This is a genomic window from Microbacterium hydrocarbonoxydans (assembly GCF_023715885.1).
GTDB lineage: Bacteria > Actinomycetota > Actinomycetes > Actinomycetales > Microbacteriaceae > Microbacterium > Microbacterium hydrocarbonoxydans_C.
In genome coordinates this window covers 270,100-286,262 of record NZ_JAMBOY010000002.1, presented here as the reverse complement: position 1 = coordinate 286,262, position 16,163 = coordinate 270,100, and the positions used below count along the sequence as shown (strand labels likewise).

Sequence of the window (16,163 nt, the reverse complement as noted above, 5' to 3'; positions counted from 1 at the left end):
CACTGGAGTGATGGACTCACTGCCCATCTCGCTTCCCGCCTCGCCGACGACGCCGCCCAAGCAGTCGATCCCGTTCCTGGCTGCGCTGGTGCCCGTCGGGGCCGGCGTCGTGCTCTGGCTCGTCACAGGATCGGTGTACTCACTCTGCTTCGCTGCTCTGGGGCCGCTCATGATCGGCGCCTCCCTCATCGAGGGCCGGCGGTCACGACGGAAGGCGACGGCGCAGGCCGAGGCCGTCTGGGAGAACGGGTGGCACCGGGCGGAGGAGGAGCTCGCCGAAAGGCAGGCCGACGAGCGCACGCGACGCTGGCACCGTGAGCCCGATGTCGCGGCAGCCGTGCTCACCCCACCGCTGCGGACATCGGCGACGCTCCATGCGTCCACGACGATCGTCGTCGGTGCCGGCACTCGACCCAGCTCTCTTCGCGCCTCGGGAGACGACGGAGAGCGGGCCAGGGAGTTCCGCCGTCGATGCGCTGTGATCGACCACGTGCCGGTCGCCGTGCCGATCGGCGCCGGACTCGCAGTTCGCGGCGATCTGGTCATCGCGGCTGCCATGGTTCGGGCACTCGTCGTGCAATTGTCCTTGCGCTTCGGGACCGCGCAGCTGGCCGTGGTCGGCGAGGCCGTCGCCAGGGTGGGCCTCGCGACCCTTCCGCAGGCGACCTCGGCGGGGCGCGGCGCATTCCGCCTCGGCATCATCGCTGCGACTGACGGACGCCCGGACGCGGATGCCGTGGTGTGGATGCTCGCCTCGGACGAGCCCGTGCCCGACGGAGTGGCGGCGGTGGTCGACCTCGACGGGTGGGGTCGGGCATCACTGCGCACCCCGGACGGGGTCATCGGTATGGCGCCCGAGTATCTTTCGGTCGAGCAGGCTGCCGCGATCGGAAGCTCCCTCATCGTCGACGACGGACCGGGGGAGGAGATCCCCGAGGCGGTGGCTTTCGCAGATCTCGAGCAGATCCGCGCACTTCACGGACTTCCTGCCGTGATCGGGCTGGATCGCAGGGGTGGAGTGGTCGTCGACCTCGTCGAGGACGGGCCGCACGCCGTCGTCACGGGAACGACCGGGTCGGGCAAGAGCGAGCTTCTCATCACATGGGTGACGGCGATCGCCGCGCGTCATGGTCCAGACGAGATGGTGTTCGTGCTGGCCGACTTCAAGGGAGGCACAGCCTTCGATTCGTTGCGCACGCTGCCCCAGGTCGCCGCGGTGATCACCGATCTGGACGGGCGGGGAGCCGTCCGCGGCGTCGCCAGCCTCACCGCCGAGCTGCGACGACGTGAGGAGGTGCTCGCTCACGCCGGAGCCCGAGACATACGCGACGTGCAGATGCCGCGTCTCGTCATCGTGATCGACGAGTACGCGGCCCTGCTGCAGGAGCACCCGGAGCTCGCCGCCGTCTTCACCGACATCGCTGCCCGGGGCCGCGCCCTCGGCATGCATCTCGTGCTCGGCACCCAGCGCGCGACAGGGGTCGTTCGTGACGCACTGGCTGCGAACTGCCCGCTGCGGGTGAGCCTTCGCGTCAGCGAGGCCGCGGACAGCCGGGCCGTGATCGGCACCGACGACGCCGCCCGCATCACCGGCGGACCGGACGCGCGGGGACTCGCGTTCGTGAGACGGCCGAGCGATGACATTCCCGTGCCGTTGCGCGTCGCGCAGACGACGAGCGACGACATCGCCCGCATCGGGGATTCCTGGCGTACCGCGACACCTTCCCGCAGCCCGTGGCTGCCGGCGCTCCCGGCGGTGGTCCCGCTGGCTGAGATCGAGGCGGAGGTGCCCGCGGGCGCGATCGTGCTCGGCCGCGCCGACGTGCCCGCGCATCAAGCCCAGCCTCTCGAGCTGCTCCGTCCGGGCGTCGAGCGAGGCGTGGCCGTGATCGGACAGAGCGGCTCTGGACGCACCGCGGTGCTGCGAGCGCTCGCTCGCCAGTGCGCTGACGTCACCTGGGTGCCGGCGGATCCCGAGGGGGCATGGGACGCCGTGACCGGACTCGTCGAGAGTCCCTCTGCCCGTCCCTCGTTGATCCTCTGCGACGACATCGATGCGGTGCACGGCGCACTGCCGTCGGAGTACGCCGTCGCGTTCCTGCAGATGTGGGAGCGGCTGCTGCGGGGGGACGCCGGAACGAGCGTCGCCCTCAGCGCATCGCGGTGGGGAGGCCCTGCGACACGCGTCCTCGAGTTGCTGCCGCGTCGCGTGGTGCTGCAGCTGCCGAGTCGCGCCGATCACGTCGCGGCCGGTGGCGACGCGTCGACCTTCGAGCGTGATCGTCCGCCGGGCCGAGCGCTCATCGACGGTCGCGAGGTGCAGGTGGCGTGGACACCGGAGCAACCGCTTCATGCATCGTCGCGGCGACGGATGGCGCGGAGCGTGCGCTCGTGGGCGCCGTCTCGGCCCCTGACCGCGGTCGTCACCGCCGGTGCCGCAGCGGTCGTGGAGACTCTGCACCTGTCCTTCCCCGACGCGAGGGTGGTGCGCGCCGAGGACGTTGCTTCCGCCAGCGAGATGGGTAGGGAGGGCATACCGTGGATCCTCGTCGACGAGGCCGACGTCTGGCAGCGTCAGAGGATGCTGTGGCATCGGCTGCGCGAAGAGGGGGAGATCCTCGTGCGGGCCGAGAACGCTCCCGAGCTGCGCCACCTCGTCGGTGTACGGGATCTACCGCCCTACGCTCTCGTCCATGCCGGAAGGGTGTGGTCGGTGATCGGGGCCGAGCGCCCGCGACGTCTCGTCCTCGATGCGCTGGTCTTGTGACGAGTCGTGCGGGACCTCCCTCTGGCGGAGCGGGACGCCCTGGGCTCAGATGGCGGGTGACACGCGGATCGAGCCCACCTCGACGCCGCCGCCGAGAACGCTCAGCGTCAGCGACGAGTCGAGTTTCGCGAGATCGGCGTCCGTGAGGGCGCCGGCGCGCTGCAGCAGGGTGGCCGCCACGAGGGTCGACGCTCGTGCCGAGCCGTCGAGCATCTTCAGCGCCACGGTGGTGTTGTCCGGCGCGACCATGACCATGACGCCTTCTGCGCCGCCTTTGGTGAAGACGCCGAGGGTCTCGATGGCGATCGTGTCGGGTCGTCCCGGACCCTCGATCGTCCAGGGGTGCTCCCGCACCGCACGGACCAGTGAGCCGGCGACGCGGTGCAGAGCGAAGGGCGAGCGATCCGAGGCGCTGCCGATGCGATGGATGGCGCGGGCGAGGCCGGTGAGCGTGAGCGCGTGCACGGGTGCACCGCATCCGTCGATCGAGGTGTGTGCGATCTTCTCGCCCGTGAGACGTTCGACGACCTCGTGGATGTGCACCTGCAGCGGGTGGGACGGGTCGAGATACCCCTTCGTCGGCCAGCCCGTGGCGACGCAGGCGCGCAGCATCGCCGCGTGCTTGCCTGAGCAGTTCATGCGGATGCGCGCCTGCTGGTCGTGCTCGCGCACCATCGCGTCGCGAGTGGCCGTGTCCGTCGGCCAGGCGACGGGACACTCCAGGTCGTCCTCGGTGAGCCCGCCCTCGGTGAGGATGTCCCGCACCACTGCCGCGTGCCGGTCGGTGCCGACGTGGCTCGCCGTCGACAGCGCGAGCTGCTCGCCCTCGAGGACGGCGCCGGCCGTGATGCACGCGACGGCCTGCAGCGGCTTGAGGCTCGATCGGGGGAGGATCAGAGCGTCCGCGTCGCCGTACCGGGCGACGACCTCGCCGTCGGGGGAGAGCACGACCGCGGCGCCCGCATGGCGGGACTCGACGAATCCACTGCGCTCGACGACGGCTAGTTCCACGGAATCCTGAACGGTGAGAGTCTCGGGCACCCCTCAAGGATATCGTCGCCGCATCTGCGCTCCGATCGCCGGTCGGCGCCCGATGTCGGACTACGCTGGCAGACTGAGGCCATGGCAGATCGATCCGTGGCTCTCGGCGAGCACCGCTACGCTCTCACCTCCACCTGGACCGGGAACACCGGGACCGGCACCAGCGGCTATCGCGACTACCGGCGCGACGTCACCCTCGAGGTCGAGGGCAAGCCCGACATCCTCGCCTCTTCGGACAAGCCGTTCCGGGGCGACTCGTCGCGATGGAACCCGGAGGACCTCCTGCTCGCCTCGCTGTCCGAATGCCATCTGCTGTCGTACCTGCACGCGTGCGTCACCGCAGGAGTCGTCGTCGTGTCGTATCGCGATACGGCATCGGGCCTCATGCGGGAGAACGGCGCGGGAGGCGGTGCATTCGTCGAGGTCATGCTGCGGCCCGAGGTCGTCGTCGCAGACGCGTCGATGATCGAGGCGGCCGAGCGGGCGCACGCTCAGGCCAGGGAGTGGTGCTTCATCGCGAACTCGATGAACTTCCCTGTGCGGCATGAGGCATCGGTCACCGCGCAGGCATGAGGCCGAACGCAGGCGTGCTGCCGACCGCCGCGAGCGTCAGCGGCGCTCGTGGGGGAGGACCTGCTTGATCTTCTCGATCGTGTTCTGCGCCGGAGCCTCGTTGTAGGCACCGGCGAGCTCCTGACCGGAGAGCGCGTGGATCGCGGCCATGATCTCGTCGGTCGCCAGGCGACGAGCGCGGCCGCTCGAGGCAGGGCCGTGCGGCGAGAGGTCGAGCGGGGCGCCGAAGCGCACGGTGATCCGCTCCTTGAGCGTGGGGAGCTTGGCGCCGACGGGCATGACCTTGTCCGTGCCGATCAATCCGACGGGGACGACGGGAGCACCGGTCTGCAGGGCGAGGAACGCGACGCCCGTCCGTCCCTTATAGAGGCGACCGTCCGTCGAGCGGGTGCCCTCGGGGTACAGCGCGACGGCGAGGCCGTCGTCGAGCAGCTGGCGCTGCAGGTCGAGAGCATCGAGGGCAGCCTGCCCAGCGCCGCGACGCACGGGGATCGCGCCGATCGACTCGAAGAAGGTCTTGCTGAGCCACCCCTTCAGGCCCGTTCCCTCGAAGTAGCTCGATTTCGCGAGGAAGTGCACCGGACGAGGAGCGGCGACGGGGATCGCGATGGAGTCGATGAACGACAGATGGTTGCTCGCGAAGATGACGGCGCCCGTGCGCGGCACGTTCTCGCGGCCCTCGATGCGAGGACGGTAGACGACCCGGGCGAGCGGACTGATCAGGCTGCGGCCGAGAGCGTACGTGAAACCTGCGTGGCGGGGTTGCTCCGACTCCGCGGGCGAGGAATCGGGCTCGACGGACTGCTCTGACGTCATCAGAGCAGGTTACCTCCGGATCCATGCCTCGTCGGGAATGAAGCTACAGGCGCGCCTCCCAGCGCGGACAAAGGGCGATGGGGCATGATGAGGTGTCCCGCCCGCGATCTCGAGGTCTCACTGTGCGCAAGCGTCCGCTCATCGTCCTGTCCACCGTCGCCGCGGCGACCCTGCTTCTGGCAGGCTGCGCCGGCAACGCGGAACCCGACTCCACGGCCGACCCGACGTCCGCGCCCGACAGCTCGTGCCTCGCGGACCTCGCCTCGGGCGCCGGTTCGGACGCCGTCACGGTCGAGGGATCGGGCGCCGATGCGAAGGTCACCGTACCCTCCGGCACCGAGTTCACCGAGGCTCAGCGCACCGTGATCTCCGAGGGAGACGGCGACGAGGTGCACCCGGGCGATCTCGTGTCGCTGCGCTACCAGCTGGTCGACGCCGCGACCAACGAGGTGCTGAGCACCTCCGAGCGCGGCCCCGACGGCGTGCTCGGCGCTCTTCTCGCCGTGCAGCAGCCCCAGCAGATGGTCGACCCCACGCAGTCGACCGTCTTCACGGTCGCAGCGGAGTGCCTGCCCGTTGGCTCCAGCGTGGTGCTGACTCTCCCCGCAGCTCAGCAGGGCGCGAACGCGAGCGTGCTGTACGTCGAGACCATCGACGAGCTGCCGACCGTCGCCTCCGGCGCCGACCAGAAGCCCACCGACGGCTTCCCGACGGTCGAACTCGACGACGCCGGCGCTCCGACCATCACGATCCCCGACGGTGACGCGCCGACCGAGACCGAGGTCGCCGTGCTCAAGAAGGGCGACGGCGCGACCGTCGGCGAGGGCGACCTCGTCACCGTGCAGTACCGCGGGGTGAAGTGGTCGGACGGCAGCGAGTTCGACTCGAGTTGGAGCCGAGACGCCGAGCCGGCCCAATTCCCGACGACCGGAGTCGTGACCGGCTTCAAGATGGCTCTCGAGGGCCAGACGGTCGGATCGCAGGTCGTCGTGGCGATGCCCCCGAAGGACGGCTACGGCGCGTCCGAGGGCAATGCCCTGCAGAACGAGACGCTCGTCTTCGTCGTCGACATCCTCGCGACCACCCCGCTCGAGCAGGCTCCGTAACCCGGGGCGGGCCGCGGCGGTGCCATATGCTGGCTGCATGCGTCGCATCATCGTCCTCGGCTCCACGGGTTCCATCGGCACGCAGGCGCTCGACGTCATCCGCGCCAACCCGCGACGCTTCGAGCTGGTCGGTCTCGCGGCGGGATCGAACTCCGAATTGATGGCCGAACAGGCGGCGCGCTTCCAGGTTGAAAACACGGCTCTCGGGGCGACCGAGGCCGAGCAGCTCGCGCGCGATGTCGAGGCCGACGTGGTCCTCAACGCGATCACCGGCTCGATCGGACTCGGCCCCACCCTCGCGGCGCTCGAAGCGGGACGAACGCTGGCGCTCGCGAACAAGGAGTCGCTGATCGTCGGTGGGGAGCTCGTGCTCGCCGCCGCCGCCGCACGCGATCAGATCGTCCCGGTCGACTCCGAGCACTCCGCGATCGCGCAAGCGCTGCGCAGCGGTACGCACGACGAGGTCCGACGGCTCGTCGTCACGGCATCCGGGGGTCCGTTCCGCGGCCGCTCTCGCGCGGAGATGACGGAGGTCACCCCGCAGGAAGCCCTCGCCCACCCCACGTGGGACATGGGCCGCATGGTGACGACGAACTCCGCCACGCTCGTGAACAAGGGTCTCGAGGTCATCGAGGCGCACCTGCTCTTTGACATCGCCTACGACGACATCGAGGTCGTCGTGCACCCGCAGTCGATCGTGCACTCCATGGTCGAGTTCATCGACGGATCGACCATCGCCCAGGCGTCGCCGCCCGACATGCGGCTGCCGATCTCGCTCGGTCTCGACTGGCCGAACCGCGTCGGGGGCGTCGGCCGCCCGCTCGACTGGACGAAGGCAGCGTCGTGGACCTTCGAGCCGCTCGACGACGTGGCGTTCCCCTCGGTCGATCTCGCGAAGGCCGTCGGCCGCGCGGGCGCGACGTTCCCGGCCGTCTACAACGCGGCGAACGAGCAGGCCGTGACGGCGTTCCACGAGGGACGGCTGACGTTCCTCGGCATCGTCGACACGATCTCCTGTGTCGTCGACGCGCACGAGCCCCCGTCGTCGCTCACGGTCGAGACGCTCGCCGACGCGGAATCGTGGGCGCGCCGCACGGCCGATGCGCTGATCGCGCGCGCCTGACCGTTCGGCCCCGAGGCGGAGTCAGTCCTCCGCGGGGTACGGCACCGGCCACGCAGAGTCCGGTACCGGCCAGCCGGCGGCCTTGAGGGCGCGTCGCGCGAGTTCGCGGGCCGAGTACGGAGTGCGGACGCCGCGGATGTCGCGGTAGTCCTGATGCCCAGGTCCCGCCCAGAGGATCGCGTCGCCCTCGCCCACCATCGCCACGGCCGCCTCGATGGCGCGCTCGGGCGGCGAGTACTCGTGGATCTCCGCATCCGGTCGCGCAGCCCGCGCGCCCGCGACCAGGGTGGCCCGGATCGCGTCGGGGTCCTCGAAGCGGGGGTGGTGATCGGTCACGACGAGGATGTCGCTGCCTTCGACGGCGGTGCGGGCCATGTCGTAACGCTTGCTCGCGTCCCGGTCGCCGTCGGCGCCGAACAGCATCAGCACCCTGCCGGGAGTGACACGGCGCACGGCGGCGAGCGTCTTCTCGAACGCGTCCGGCGAGTGTCCGAAGTCGACGAAGACGGCCGGACCCCGGTCGCCGGAGATGAGCTGGGTGCGCCCGGGAAGGTGCGCCCGGATGCCGCCGTCGCGATCGAGAGCGGCGACGATGCGGTCCCAGGCGTATCCGCCCTCGAGCAGCATGACGATCGCCAGCGCCGCGTTCGCGGCCATGTGCGGACCGATCACCGGCACCGTCGTCGTGAGTGTGCCCGCAGGCCCCGTCATCGTGAACGTCGTGCCGGAGGCGCGCTCGTCATCCACGGACACGACCCAGTCCGCGCCCGACGACGACTCGGGGTCGGCGGCGATCGCCGGGGTTCCGACGGTGACGACGGGGATCTCCGCACGCTCGACGACCGTGACTCCCGACGGGGAGTCGATGCAGACCACGCCGCGCACGGCGCGGTCGGGACGGAAGAGGGGCAGCTTCGCCTCGAAGTACTCCTCCATGTCGGCGTAGTCGTCGAGGTGGTCGTGGCTGAGGTTGGTGAACCCGGCGACGTCGAAGCGGATGCCGTCGACGCGGTGCCGTGAGAGGGCCTGCGCGCTGACCTCGACGGCGACGGCCTCCACGTCCCGTTCGCGCATGAGCGCCAGGAGGGCGTGCATCTCGGATGCCTCTGGGGTCGTGAGCCGGGAGACGATGACCTCGCCGGCGATGTGCCGCTCGGCCGTCGACGACAGACCCGTGACGACGCCGAGCTGGTCGAGGATGCCCTCCAGCAGGTGCGAGACGCTCGTCTTGCCGTTGGTCCCCGTGGTGCCGAACAGAAGGGGGAGCGGGTCGCCGGCACCGGTGCCGTAGACCCAAGCGCTGAGATCACCGAGGATGGCTCGCGGGTCGGCGACCACGAGCACGGGGAGGCCGGATGCTGCAGAGATCTCGGCGCCGGCCGCGTCGGTGATGATTGCGACCGCGCCCTTTTCCGCGGCGGCCTCGGCGAACTCGGCGCCGTGACGGTTCACGCCGCGGATCGCGACGAAGGCCTCGCCGGGACGGAGGTCGGCGGTGGCCAGTGTGATCCCGGTCAGGGTCACACCGCCCGGGTCGCCATGCACCTCCTCGGCGAAACGGGCGGCGAGTTCGGACAGCTCGCGCCGGGGCGGGTTCGCGGGGCGGAGCACGGGCGGCAGGCTCGGTTGTTGTTCAATCGACATGTCGATTCCATGATCGCACGGCTCGCACGCCGAGCCCTGGCGCGGCGCGGTGGGCGCATGCGGCGGTGCGCCCCCTCGCGGATGCTGCCGAGGGGACGCACCGGACGGATCAAGCCCGGTGGCGGATCAGGCCTTGCGGCGGTACGCCAGCACCGAGACGACGAGCGCGGCGAGTCCCGCGACGAGTCCGGCCGAACCGAGGACGATGCCGGTCGGGTCGGATGCCGCGGCGTCACCGGCATCGGCATCCGGCGCAGCATCCTCGCCGGTCGCCGCGCCATGGTCGGTGTGATCGCCGCTCGCGGGGCCCACGTGCACGACCGGCGCCGGTGCATCGAGGCTGTGTGGATCCTCGCCGTCCTCGGCGAGTTGCGTCCACTCCGTGCTCCCGGTCTCGCAGGTCTGCACGACGGGGAAGGCGAGGGCCTCGGGGCTGTCCTCGTCGAGGCCGATCCCCATACTGACGGCTCCGCGGAGCCCGTTGGGCACCGGTGCGACCGCGGTGTACGTGACGGCGCTCACGAGGCCGTCGTCTCCACGCTCGACGTCGATGGTCCAGTCGCTGTCGACGGTCGGAGCGACCGAGGCGAGGCCGTCGGGCATCGTGATGCGGAGCGACGTGGTCGGCGACTCCTCGCACCCGTGCGAGAACGCGAAGGTGAGCACGCCGTGGTCTCCAGCCGCGAGCTCGTCGGGACTGACGGTGACGTGTGCGCTGGCCATCGCGGGCACGGCGATCGCGAGGACGGCTCCCGCGGCGACGCCGGCGGCGAGGATTCGGCGCGGAACGCGGGGACGGGTGGTGGACGAAGAGGGCGTGATCGAAGAACGCATGCGGATACTCCTGATTGTTCGTGTGCGGGCACGACGGACGCGCGCGACCGCGGAAAGGGGTCGCCTCAGCAGAGGGCGAAGCGAAGGAAAGCGGGTATCAGGCGTTCAGCGGTGGCCCGCGACGGGAGAGCGGCAGCATCGACGCGTCGGACACGGCGAACGGCGTATCAGCGACTGGTCGCGCCGGAAGGCGATGAATCGTGGGCGTCGTCGTGACAGCGAGTCGCAGGCGTGCGTGCACCCACCGCACGATCCGGCGCACGACGGATTCGCCGCGCCAGAGCAGGGCGGTGGTGAGCACCGCGGCGACAACGTGCGCGACGAGCATCAGCGCATCGGGCGCGGTGACCGCGGCGACGGGCGCCAGCGACGCGAGATCGAGATGATGTGCATGCCCGAGCACGGCGGCGTCGGCGGTCGGCGCACCGAGCGCCTGGAAAACCGAGTGGAACACCGCCTGGCTCAAGAGAACGGTCGCCGTGAGGCGTGTCAGCGACGGACGGATGCCCACCAGCAGTGCGGCCGGGGGCATCAGCAGCGCGGCGACGGCGACGATCAGCAGCGGATGCGGTGCCGCACCGCCGGCCACGGTGTGCGAGACCGCGGCCAGGAACGTGGCGACCGAGGTGGCCGCGGCAGCGCGGAGGAATCGCAGCTGCCGGGTCGTCACAGTTCAACACTAGTCGGAACCGCTCTCGCGACGCCGGATCGGACCGGCGATGTGTGGGCGGATTCCTAGGTGTGCGGCAGTAGCGTGGGGGAGTGGAAGCACTGCTCTATCTGGCCGGCATCGTGTTCATGCTGATCGGCCTCGGGCTCTCGATCGGCCTGCACGAGATCGGACACCTCGTTCCGGCGAAGCTGTTCGGTGTGCGCGTCGGCCAGTACATGATCGGCTTCGGCCCGCGGCTGTGGTCCAAGCAGGTCGGCGAGACGGAGTACGGCTTCAAGCTGCTCCCGCTCGGCGGCTTCATCTCGATGTCCGGCATGTATCCGGCATCCTCCACTGCCGGTCCGGCCAAGGGCGTCTTCCGCACGCTGGTGCAGGACGCCCGCTCCGCCAACGACGAGACCATCGCCGAGGGCGCGGAGGACCGCGTCTTCTACCGGCTGCCGGTGTGGAAGCGCGTGATCGTCATGCTCGGCGGTCCGCTCATGAACCTCCTGCTCGCGGTCGTCATCTTCACGATCCTCGTCGCCGGCATCGGCGTGCAGCAGGGCACGACGACTATCGCCTCGGTCAACGAGTGCGTGCTCCCCGCGGGATCCACCGCGACGGAGTGCGCGCCGGATGACCCGGCGACCCCAGCAGCCGAGGCGGGCATCAAGCCGGGCGACGTACTCGTCTCGATCGATGGCCGGCCCGTCTCGACGTTCGCCGAGGCGACCGCGATCGTGCAGGCGGCTCCGGGAGAGACCCTCGAGCTCGTCGTGCGCCGCGACGGTGCGGACGAGACGCTGAGCATCACACCCGTCGAGGCGGAGCGCAACCTGACGGATGCCAGCGGACAGCCTCTGCTCGACGACGCCGGGAAGCCCGTGGTCAAGGAGGTCGGCTACGTCGGTATGGCCGCCCAGATGGGATTCGTGCAGCAGCCGCTTCTCGCCGGTCCTCAGATGGCGGGCGACACGGTTGCGCGCGTCGGTTCGATGATCCTCACCCTTCCGGTCAGGCTGTGGGACGTCGGCGTCTCGCTCGTCACCGGTGGCGAACGCGATCCCAACGGCCCGCTCAGCGTCGTCGGGGTCGGCCGTATCGCCGGCGAGGTGGCGGCGACGGACGCACCGATCCTCAACCGCTTCTCCGTGCTGCTCGGCCTGCTGGGCTCGCTGAACGTCGCGCTGTTCGTGTTCAACCTGATCCCGCTGCTCCCGCTCGACGGCGGTCACATCGTGGTCGCGCTGTGGGACGGCATCCGTCGGGCCTGGGCCCGCCTCTTCCGCCGACCCCCGCCCGCCCCCGTGGACGCGACACGGCTCGTGCCGCTCACGGTGGTGGTCGCGACACTCCTGATCGCCATGGGCGCGCTGCTGCTCGTGGCCGACCTCTTCAACCCGGTCAAGCTGCTCGGCGGCTGAGCGCAGACGCGCCGCCGTCAGGCGACGGCGTGCTCGACCAGGCGGTGCAGCGTGCGGATACCGTCACGCGACAGGATCGACTCGAGGTGCCCCTGCACCGACGCGAAGCCGTCGCCGCGCAGCGCGTAGACGTCGCCGCTCTGCGGATCGGCCGAGACCTCGGCGTCCGCCACGGTCGTCGTGCCGGGCTGTACGCGCGCCGTGAAGGTGTTGTAGAACCCGATCGACGCATCCTCTCCGAAGACCGGGACGGACTTCTGAAGTCCCTGATGCGGTGCGGCGAGCGGGGCGAGGTCGATGCCCAGTCGATCGGCGAGGATCTGGTGGCTCAGGCACACCGCCAGCAGCGGACGGTGCGCGTCGAGCCGGCGCGCGACCACCTCACGCATCCGGGCGATGCGCGGGCTGTCGCCGTCGCGGGGGTCGCCCGGCCCCGGACCGGCGACGACGAGGTCGGCGGCGTCGACGGCAGCATCGTCGACAGAGCTCCACGGCGCGATCGACACCTCCAGGCCGAGGTGCCGCAGCTGGTGGGCGAGCATGGTCGTGAACCGGTCCTCGGCATCGACGACCAGCGCGCTGCGTCCGCTGAACGGACCGGTGAAGTCCTCGCCCTGCGGATTCATCCAGAAGTCCGCGAGCCGCGCGTTGCGAGAGGACAGCAGGGCGGCGATCGTCGGGTCGTCGGAAAGTGCGCGTCTCGCACCGGGCTCGTCCGCATCCTCGCGTGCCTCGGCGGCGGTGTCGCGATCGATCGCCCCGATCGCACCGAGCACGCCCGCGGCCTTCCCGTGCGTCTCCGACACCTCGCCGTGCGGGTCGGAGTGGCGCACCAGTGTCGCGCCGACCGGCACGCTGAGCGCGCCGTCCCGGACGTACACCGTGCGGATCAGGATGGGGGCGTCGAGGTCGTGACCGCCGTCGGCGTTCGGGGTGAAGAGCGCGGCGACGCCCGAGTAGTAGCCGCGCGGCTTGGTCTCGTGCCGACGGATGACGGCGCAGGCGTTCTGCATCGGCGAACCGGTGACCGTGGGCGCGAACATCGTCTCGCGCAGGATGTCGCGGGGGTCGAGGCGGCTGCGTCCGCGCAGCATGTACTCGGTATGCGTGAGCCGCGACATCTCCTTGAGGTGCGGGCCGGTGATGCGGCCCCCGTCGGAGCACACGGCGCTCATCATCTTGAGCTCCTCGTCCACCACCATGAACAGCTCCTCCGTCTCCTTCGTCGAGGAGAGGAAGTCGGTCAGCGTCTCGCGGGTGGCGCCACCGGCGGGGTGGCGGAACGTGCCGGAGATCGGATTCATGGTGACGATGCCCTCGCGGGCGACCACGTGCGCCTCGGGGCTGGCGCCCACCGCGATGCGGCCGGGCGTCACGACGGCGAATGTCCAGTACGCGCCGCGCTCGTGGGTGAGAAGGGCGCGGAACCAGGTGAGCGCAGCGGTGCGGTCGTCGACGTCGATCTCGGCGGTGTAATCACGACGGATGACGAAGTTGGCGCCCTCGCCGCGCCCGATCTCCTCGGCGATCACGGTCTTCACGATCTCGGCGTAGCGCTCGTCGCTGATGTCGAAGCCGCCGTCGCGCAGCGGCACGGCCTCGTTCGGCAGAGATGACAGCACCTCCGCCGTGGGCAGATGCACGTGCTCGTCGACGACGATGCACCGCAGCGGGGCGCCGTCGTCCTGCGCGACGAAACCGCGCTCGCGCACCTGACGGTAGGGGACGAGCGAGAAGACCTCGCGGGGGGCACCGTCGATCGTGAGCGGGATGTCGGCCAGCAGGTCGACGTCGACGACCTGACCGGTGAGCAGCTCGACGGTGTCGGCGCCGTCGCGCGCGATCAGGACGAACGACGCCTCCGGGTCGGCGGTGAGCTCGGCGAGGCGGGTGAGGGTCATCGGGGTCTCCTGTGCGTGGCTCCGGCTCGGCTCAACGAAAAGACCGCCCCGGAGGCGGTCTGGATTCGTGGGAACGCGAACACACCGCCTAGGAGGCGGGCCACCAGGTGACGTTCGCGAGCATAGGGGCGAAACTACCACACCGGTGCCGTCCAGATCCGGCGCATGACGTGCGTGCGGCATCCAGCCCGCGTGCATCCAGGCGGCGTAGGCTGGGGGTGTGCCAGCAGTCAATCTCGGGATGCCGAAGGTCCCTGAAGTCCTCGCTCCTCGTCGCAAGTCGCGCCAGATCAAGGTGGGCAAGGTGCTCGTCGGCGGCGACGCCCCAGTGAGCGTCCAGTCGATGACCACGACGAAGACCACGGACATCAACGGGACGCTGCAGCAGATCGCCGAGCTCACGGCATCCGGCTGCGAGATCGTGCGCGTGGCCGTGCCGTCGCAGGACGACGCCGACGTGCTGCACATCATCGCGAAGAAGAGCCAGATCCCGGTCATCGCCGACATCCATTTCCAGCCGAAGTACGTCTTCCAGGCCATCGACGCGGGATGCGCTGCTGTGCGCGTCAACCCCGGCAACATCCGGAAGTTCGACGACCAGGTCGGCGAGATCGCCAAGGCCGCGAAGGATGCCGGCGTGTCGCTGCGCATCGGCGTCAACGCCGGATCGCTCGACCGGCGTCTGCTCGAGAAGTATGGCAAGGCCACTCCCGAGGCTCTCGTCGAGAGCGCTGTCTGGGAGGCGTCGCTGTTCGAGGAGCATGACTTCCACGACTTCAAGATCTCGGTCAAGCACAACGACCCGATCGTCATGGTGAAGGCGTACCGTCAGCTCGCCGAGCGGGGCGACTGGCCGCTCCACCTCGGCGTCACCGAGGCCGGACCCGCGTTCCAGGGCACGATCAAGAGCGCCACGGCCTTCGGAATCCTGCTGGGCGAGGGGATCGGCGACACGATCCGCGTCTCCCTGTCGGCACCGCCTGCAGAAGAGGTCAAGGTCGGTCACCAGATCCTGCAGTCGCTGAACCTGCGTGAGCGCAAGCTGGAGATCGTGTCGTGCCCGTCGTGCGGCCGCGCGCAGGTCGATGTCTACACGCTCGCAGAAGACGTGACCGAGGGACTTAAGGACATGACCGTGCCGCTGCGTGTCGCAGTCATGGGCTGCGTCGTCAACGGACCGGGTGAGGCGCGGGAGGCCGACCTCGGCGTCGCATCGGGCAACGGCAAGGGACAGATCTTCGTCAAGGGCGAGGTCATCAAGACCGTGCCGGAGGCCGACATCGTAGCGACGCTCATCGAGGAGGCGAACCGTATCGCCGCCGAGATGGGTCCCGAGGCACCGCTCGGCACCGCGCAGGTCGTGACGGCGTGACGGCAGTCGTCCCCGCTACGCGAGTCACGTTCGCGGGCGGCGCGGTCGAGGGCGCCGGAACGGTTCAGCGCATCCAGGCCTCACCCGCCGGGGCTGTGGTGGTCGTCGATGAGACGCCGTTCCATCCCGTCGACCACACGTGGCCCGATCAGCCCGGAGACAGCGGCGAGATCAGGCTGGACGGCCGAGCCGCGCGGGTGACCGAAGCGGTGATGGCCGCGGTTTCCGTCGAGGGCGCGTTCGCCGTCGGCACCGACATCCCGGTGAAGCGCGGCGCTGAGGGCTGGACGTGGCTCGTCGGGCACCGTCTCGAGGGCGATGCCCCGGAGTGGCTCGCCGAGGGGGCGCGCGTCGATCTCACGGTCGATGAGGCGCGCCGCGCCGGGCTGAGCCGCGGGCACACGGCGTGCCATCTCGCATCGCTCGCCCTCGATCTCGCTCTCGCCGATCTCTGGCGGAAGGAGCCGGGGACGGATGCTCTCGGCAACCCCGACTTCGAGGGCAGGGCCAACCAGACGAGCCGCATCGGCGAAGACGGCGCGGTCGACGAGTACCGACTCGGCAAGAGCCTGCGCCGCGCAGGCTTCGACACCGAGACCTTCTCCGCCACTCTCGGCGACCGGGAGGCCGCGATCAACGCTCGCCTCGCCCAGTGGGTCACATCCGGCGCTGCCAGCAGCGTCATCCCCGACGAACCGACGATCGTCGACCGGCGCACCTGGCACTGCGAGCTCCCCGAGGGGACGGCGGACATCCTGTGCGGAGGCACCCACGTGCGATCTCTCGCTGAGTTCGCGAGCATCTCGGTCTCGCTCGACCTGTCCGACCCGCAGCTCCTCGTGATGACGACCACCGCCGTCGCCGCCTGAGGCTCAGCGCACGAAGCCGTCCTGCACGCGCCCATCCG

General features: G+C 70.3%; 13 protein-coding genes. 7 read left to right on the top strand and 6 right to left on the bottom strand.

Features of this window, described 5'->3' with window-relative positions:
• Positions 1-10 precede the first annotated feature (10 nt).
• Positions 11-2,767 carry an FtsK/SpoIIIE domain-containing protein gene (locus M3195_RS05720; protein WP_251585586.1) on the top strand — a complete coding sequence of 919 codons (2,757 nt, stop codon included), beginning with the start codon at positions 11-13 and terminating at the stop codon, positions 2,765-2,767.
• 45 nt (positions 2,768-2,812) lie between these two features.
• Here M3195_RS05720 and M3195_RS05715 read toward each other — a convergent pair whose 3' ends face one another.
• Positions 2,813-3,808, bottom strand: a complete 996-nt coding sequence (locus M3195_RS05715; RefSeq protein ID WP_251585585.1) for an asparaginase — start codon at positions 3,806-3,808, stop codon at positions 2,813-2,815.
• Positions 3,809-3,889: 81 nt separating this feature from the next.
• Here M3195_RS05715 and M3195_RS05710 point away from each other — a divergent pair, with 81 nt between their 5' ends.
• Complete coding sequence (locus M3195_RS05710) at positions 3,890-4,381, top strand: OsmC family protein (RefSeq protein ID WP_251585584.1); 492 nt, start codon at positions 3,890-3,892, stop codon at positions 4,379-4,381.
• Positions 4,382-4,417: 36 nt separating this feature from the next.
• Here the strand turns inward: M3195_RS05710 and M3195_RS05705 are convergent, their stop codons facing one another.
• On the bottom strand, positions 4,418-5,197 hold the full coding sequence (locus M3195_RS05705) for a lysophospholipid acyltransferase family protein (protein ID WP_251585583.1): 780 nt from the start codon (positions 5,195-5,197) through the stop codon (positions 4,418-4,420).
• A 122-nt stretch (positions 5,198-5,319) separates the two neighbouring features.
• On the opposite strand from M3195_RS05705, the gene M3195_RS05700 reads away from it, so the two are divergent.
• Both M3195_RS05700 and dxr read left to right on the top strand, forming a co-directional pair.
• Positions 5,320-6,303, top strand: a complete 984-nt coding sequence (locus M3195_RS05700) for an FKBP-type peptidyl-prolyl cis-trans isomerase (RefSeq protein WP_251585582.1) — start codon at positions 5,320-5,322, stop codon at positions 6,301-6,303.
• Positions 6,304-6,340: 37 nt separating this feature from the next.
• Positions 6,341-7,426, top strand: coding sequence for a 1-deoxy-D-xylulose-5-phosphate reductoisomerase (gene dxr / locus M3195_RS05695; RefSeq protein WP_251585581.1), 1,086 nt, complete (start codon positions 6,341-6,343; stop codon positions 7,424-7,426).
• Positions 7,427-7,447: 21 nt separating this feature from the next.
• Here dxr and M3195_RS05690 read toward each other — a convergent pair whose 3' ends face one another.
• The 3 genes from M3195_RS05690 to M3195_RS05680 form a co-directional block, all read right to left on the bottom strand.
• Positions 7,448-9,070 carry a Mur ligase family protein gene (locus M3195_RS05690; protein WP_251585580.1) on the bottom strand — a complete coding sequence of 541 codons (1,623 nt, stop codon included), beginning with the start codon at positions 9,068-9,070 and terminating at the stop codon, positions 7,448-7,450.
• A 126-nt stretch (positions 9,071-9,196) separates the two neighbouring features.
• A complete protein-coding gene (locus tag M3195_RS05685) occupies positions 9,197-9,904 on the bottom strand; it encodes a YcnI family copper-binding membrane protein (RefSeq protein ID WP_251585579.1) in 708 nt (235 codons plus the stop codon).
• A 97-nt stretch (positions 9,905-10,001) separates the two neighbouring features.
• On the bottom strand, positions 10,002-10,574 hold the full coding sequence (locus M3195_RS05680; RefSeq protein WP_251585578.1) for a hypothetical protein: 573 nt from the start codon (positions 10,572-10,574) through the stop codon (positions 10,002-10,004).
• Positions 10,575-10,666: 92 nt separating this feature from the next.
• Between M3195_RS05680 and M3195_RS05675 the strand changes: the two genes are divergently transcribed.
• Positions 10,667-11,983 carry a M50 family metallopeptidase gene (locus M3195_RS05675; RefSeq protein ID WP_251585577.1) on the top strand — a complete coding sequence of 439 codons (1,317 nt, stop codon included), beginning with the start codon at positions 10,667-10,669 and terminating at the stop codon, positions 11,981-11,983.
• A gap of 17 nt (positions 11,984-12,000) precedes the next feature.
• Here M3195_RS05675 and M3195_RS05670 read toward each other — a convergent pair whose 3' ends face one another.
• Positions 12,001-13,884 (bottom strand): chorismate-binding protein, encoded by a 1,884-nt coding sequence (locus M3195_RS05670; RefSeq protein ID WP_251585576.1) that lies wholly within the window; start codon positions 13,882-13,884, stop codon positions 12,001-12,003.
• Between the two features lie 241 nt (positions 13,885-14,125).
• Here M3195_RS05670 and ispG point away from each other — a divergent pair, with 241 nt between their 5' ends.
• Positions 14,126-15,256, top strand: coding sequence for a flavodoxin-dependent (E)-4-hydroxy-3-methylbut-2-enyl-diphosphate synthase (ispG, locus tag M3195_RS05665; protein WP_251586420.1), 1,131 nt, complete (start codon positions 14,126-14,128; stop codon positions 15,254-15,256).
• Positions 15,253-16,125 carry a hypothetical protein gene (locus tag M3195_RS05660; RefSeq protein WP_251585575.1) on the top strand — a complete coding sequence of 291 codons (873 nt, stop codon included), beginning with the start codon at positions 15,253-15,255 and terminating at the stop codon, positions 16,123-16,125. The genes ispG and M3195_RS05660 overlap by 4 nt, the downstream gene beginning before the upstream one ends.
• The last annotated feature ends 38 nt before the right edge of the window (positions 16,126-16,163 follow it).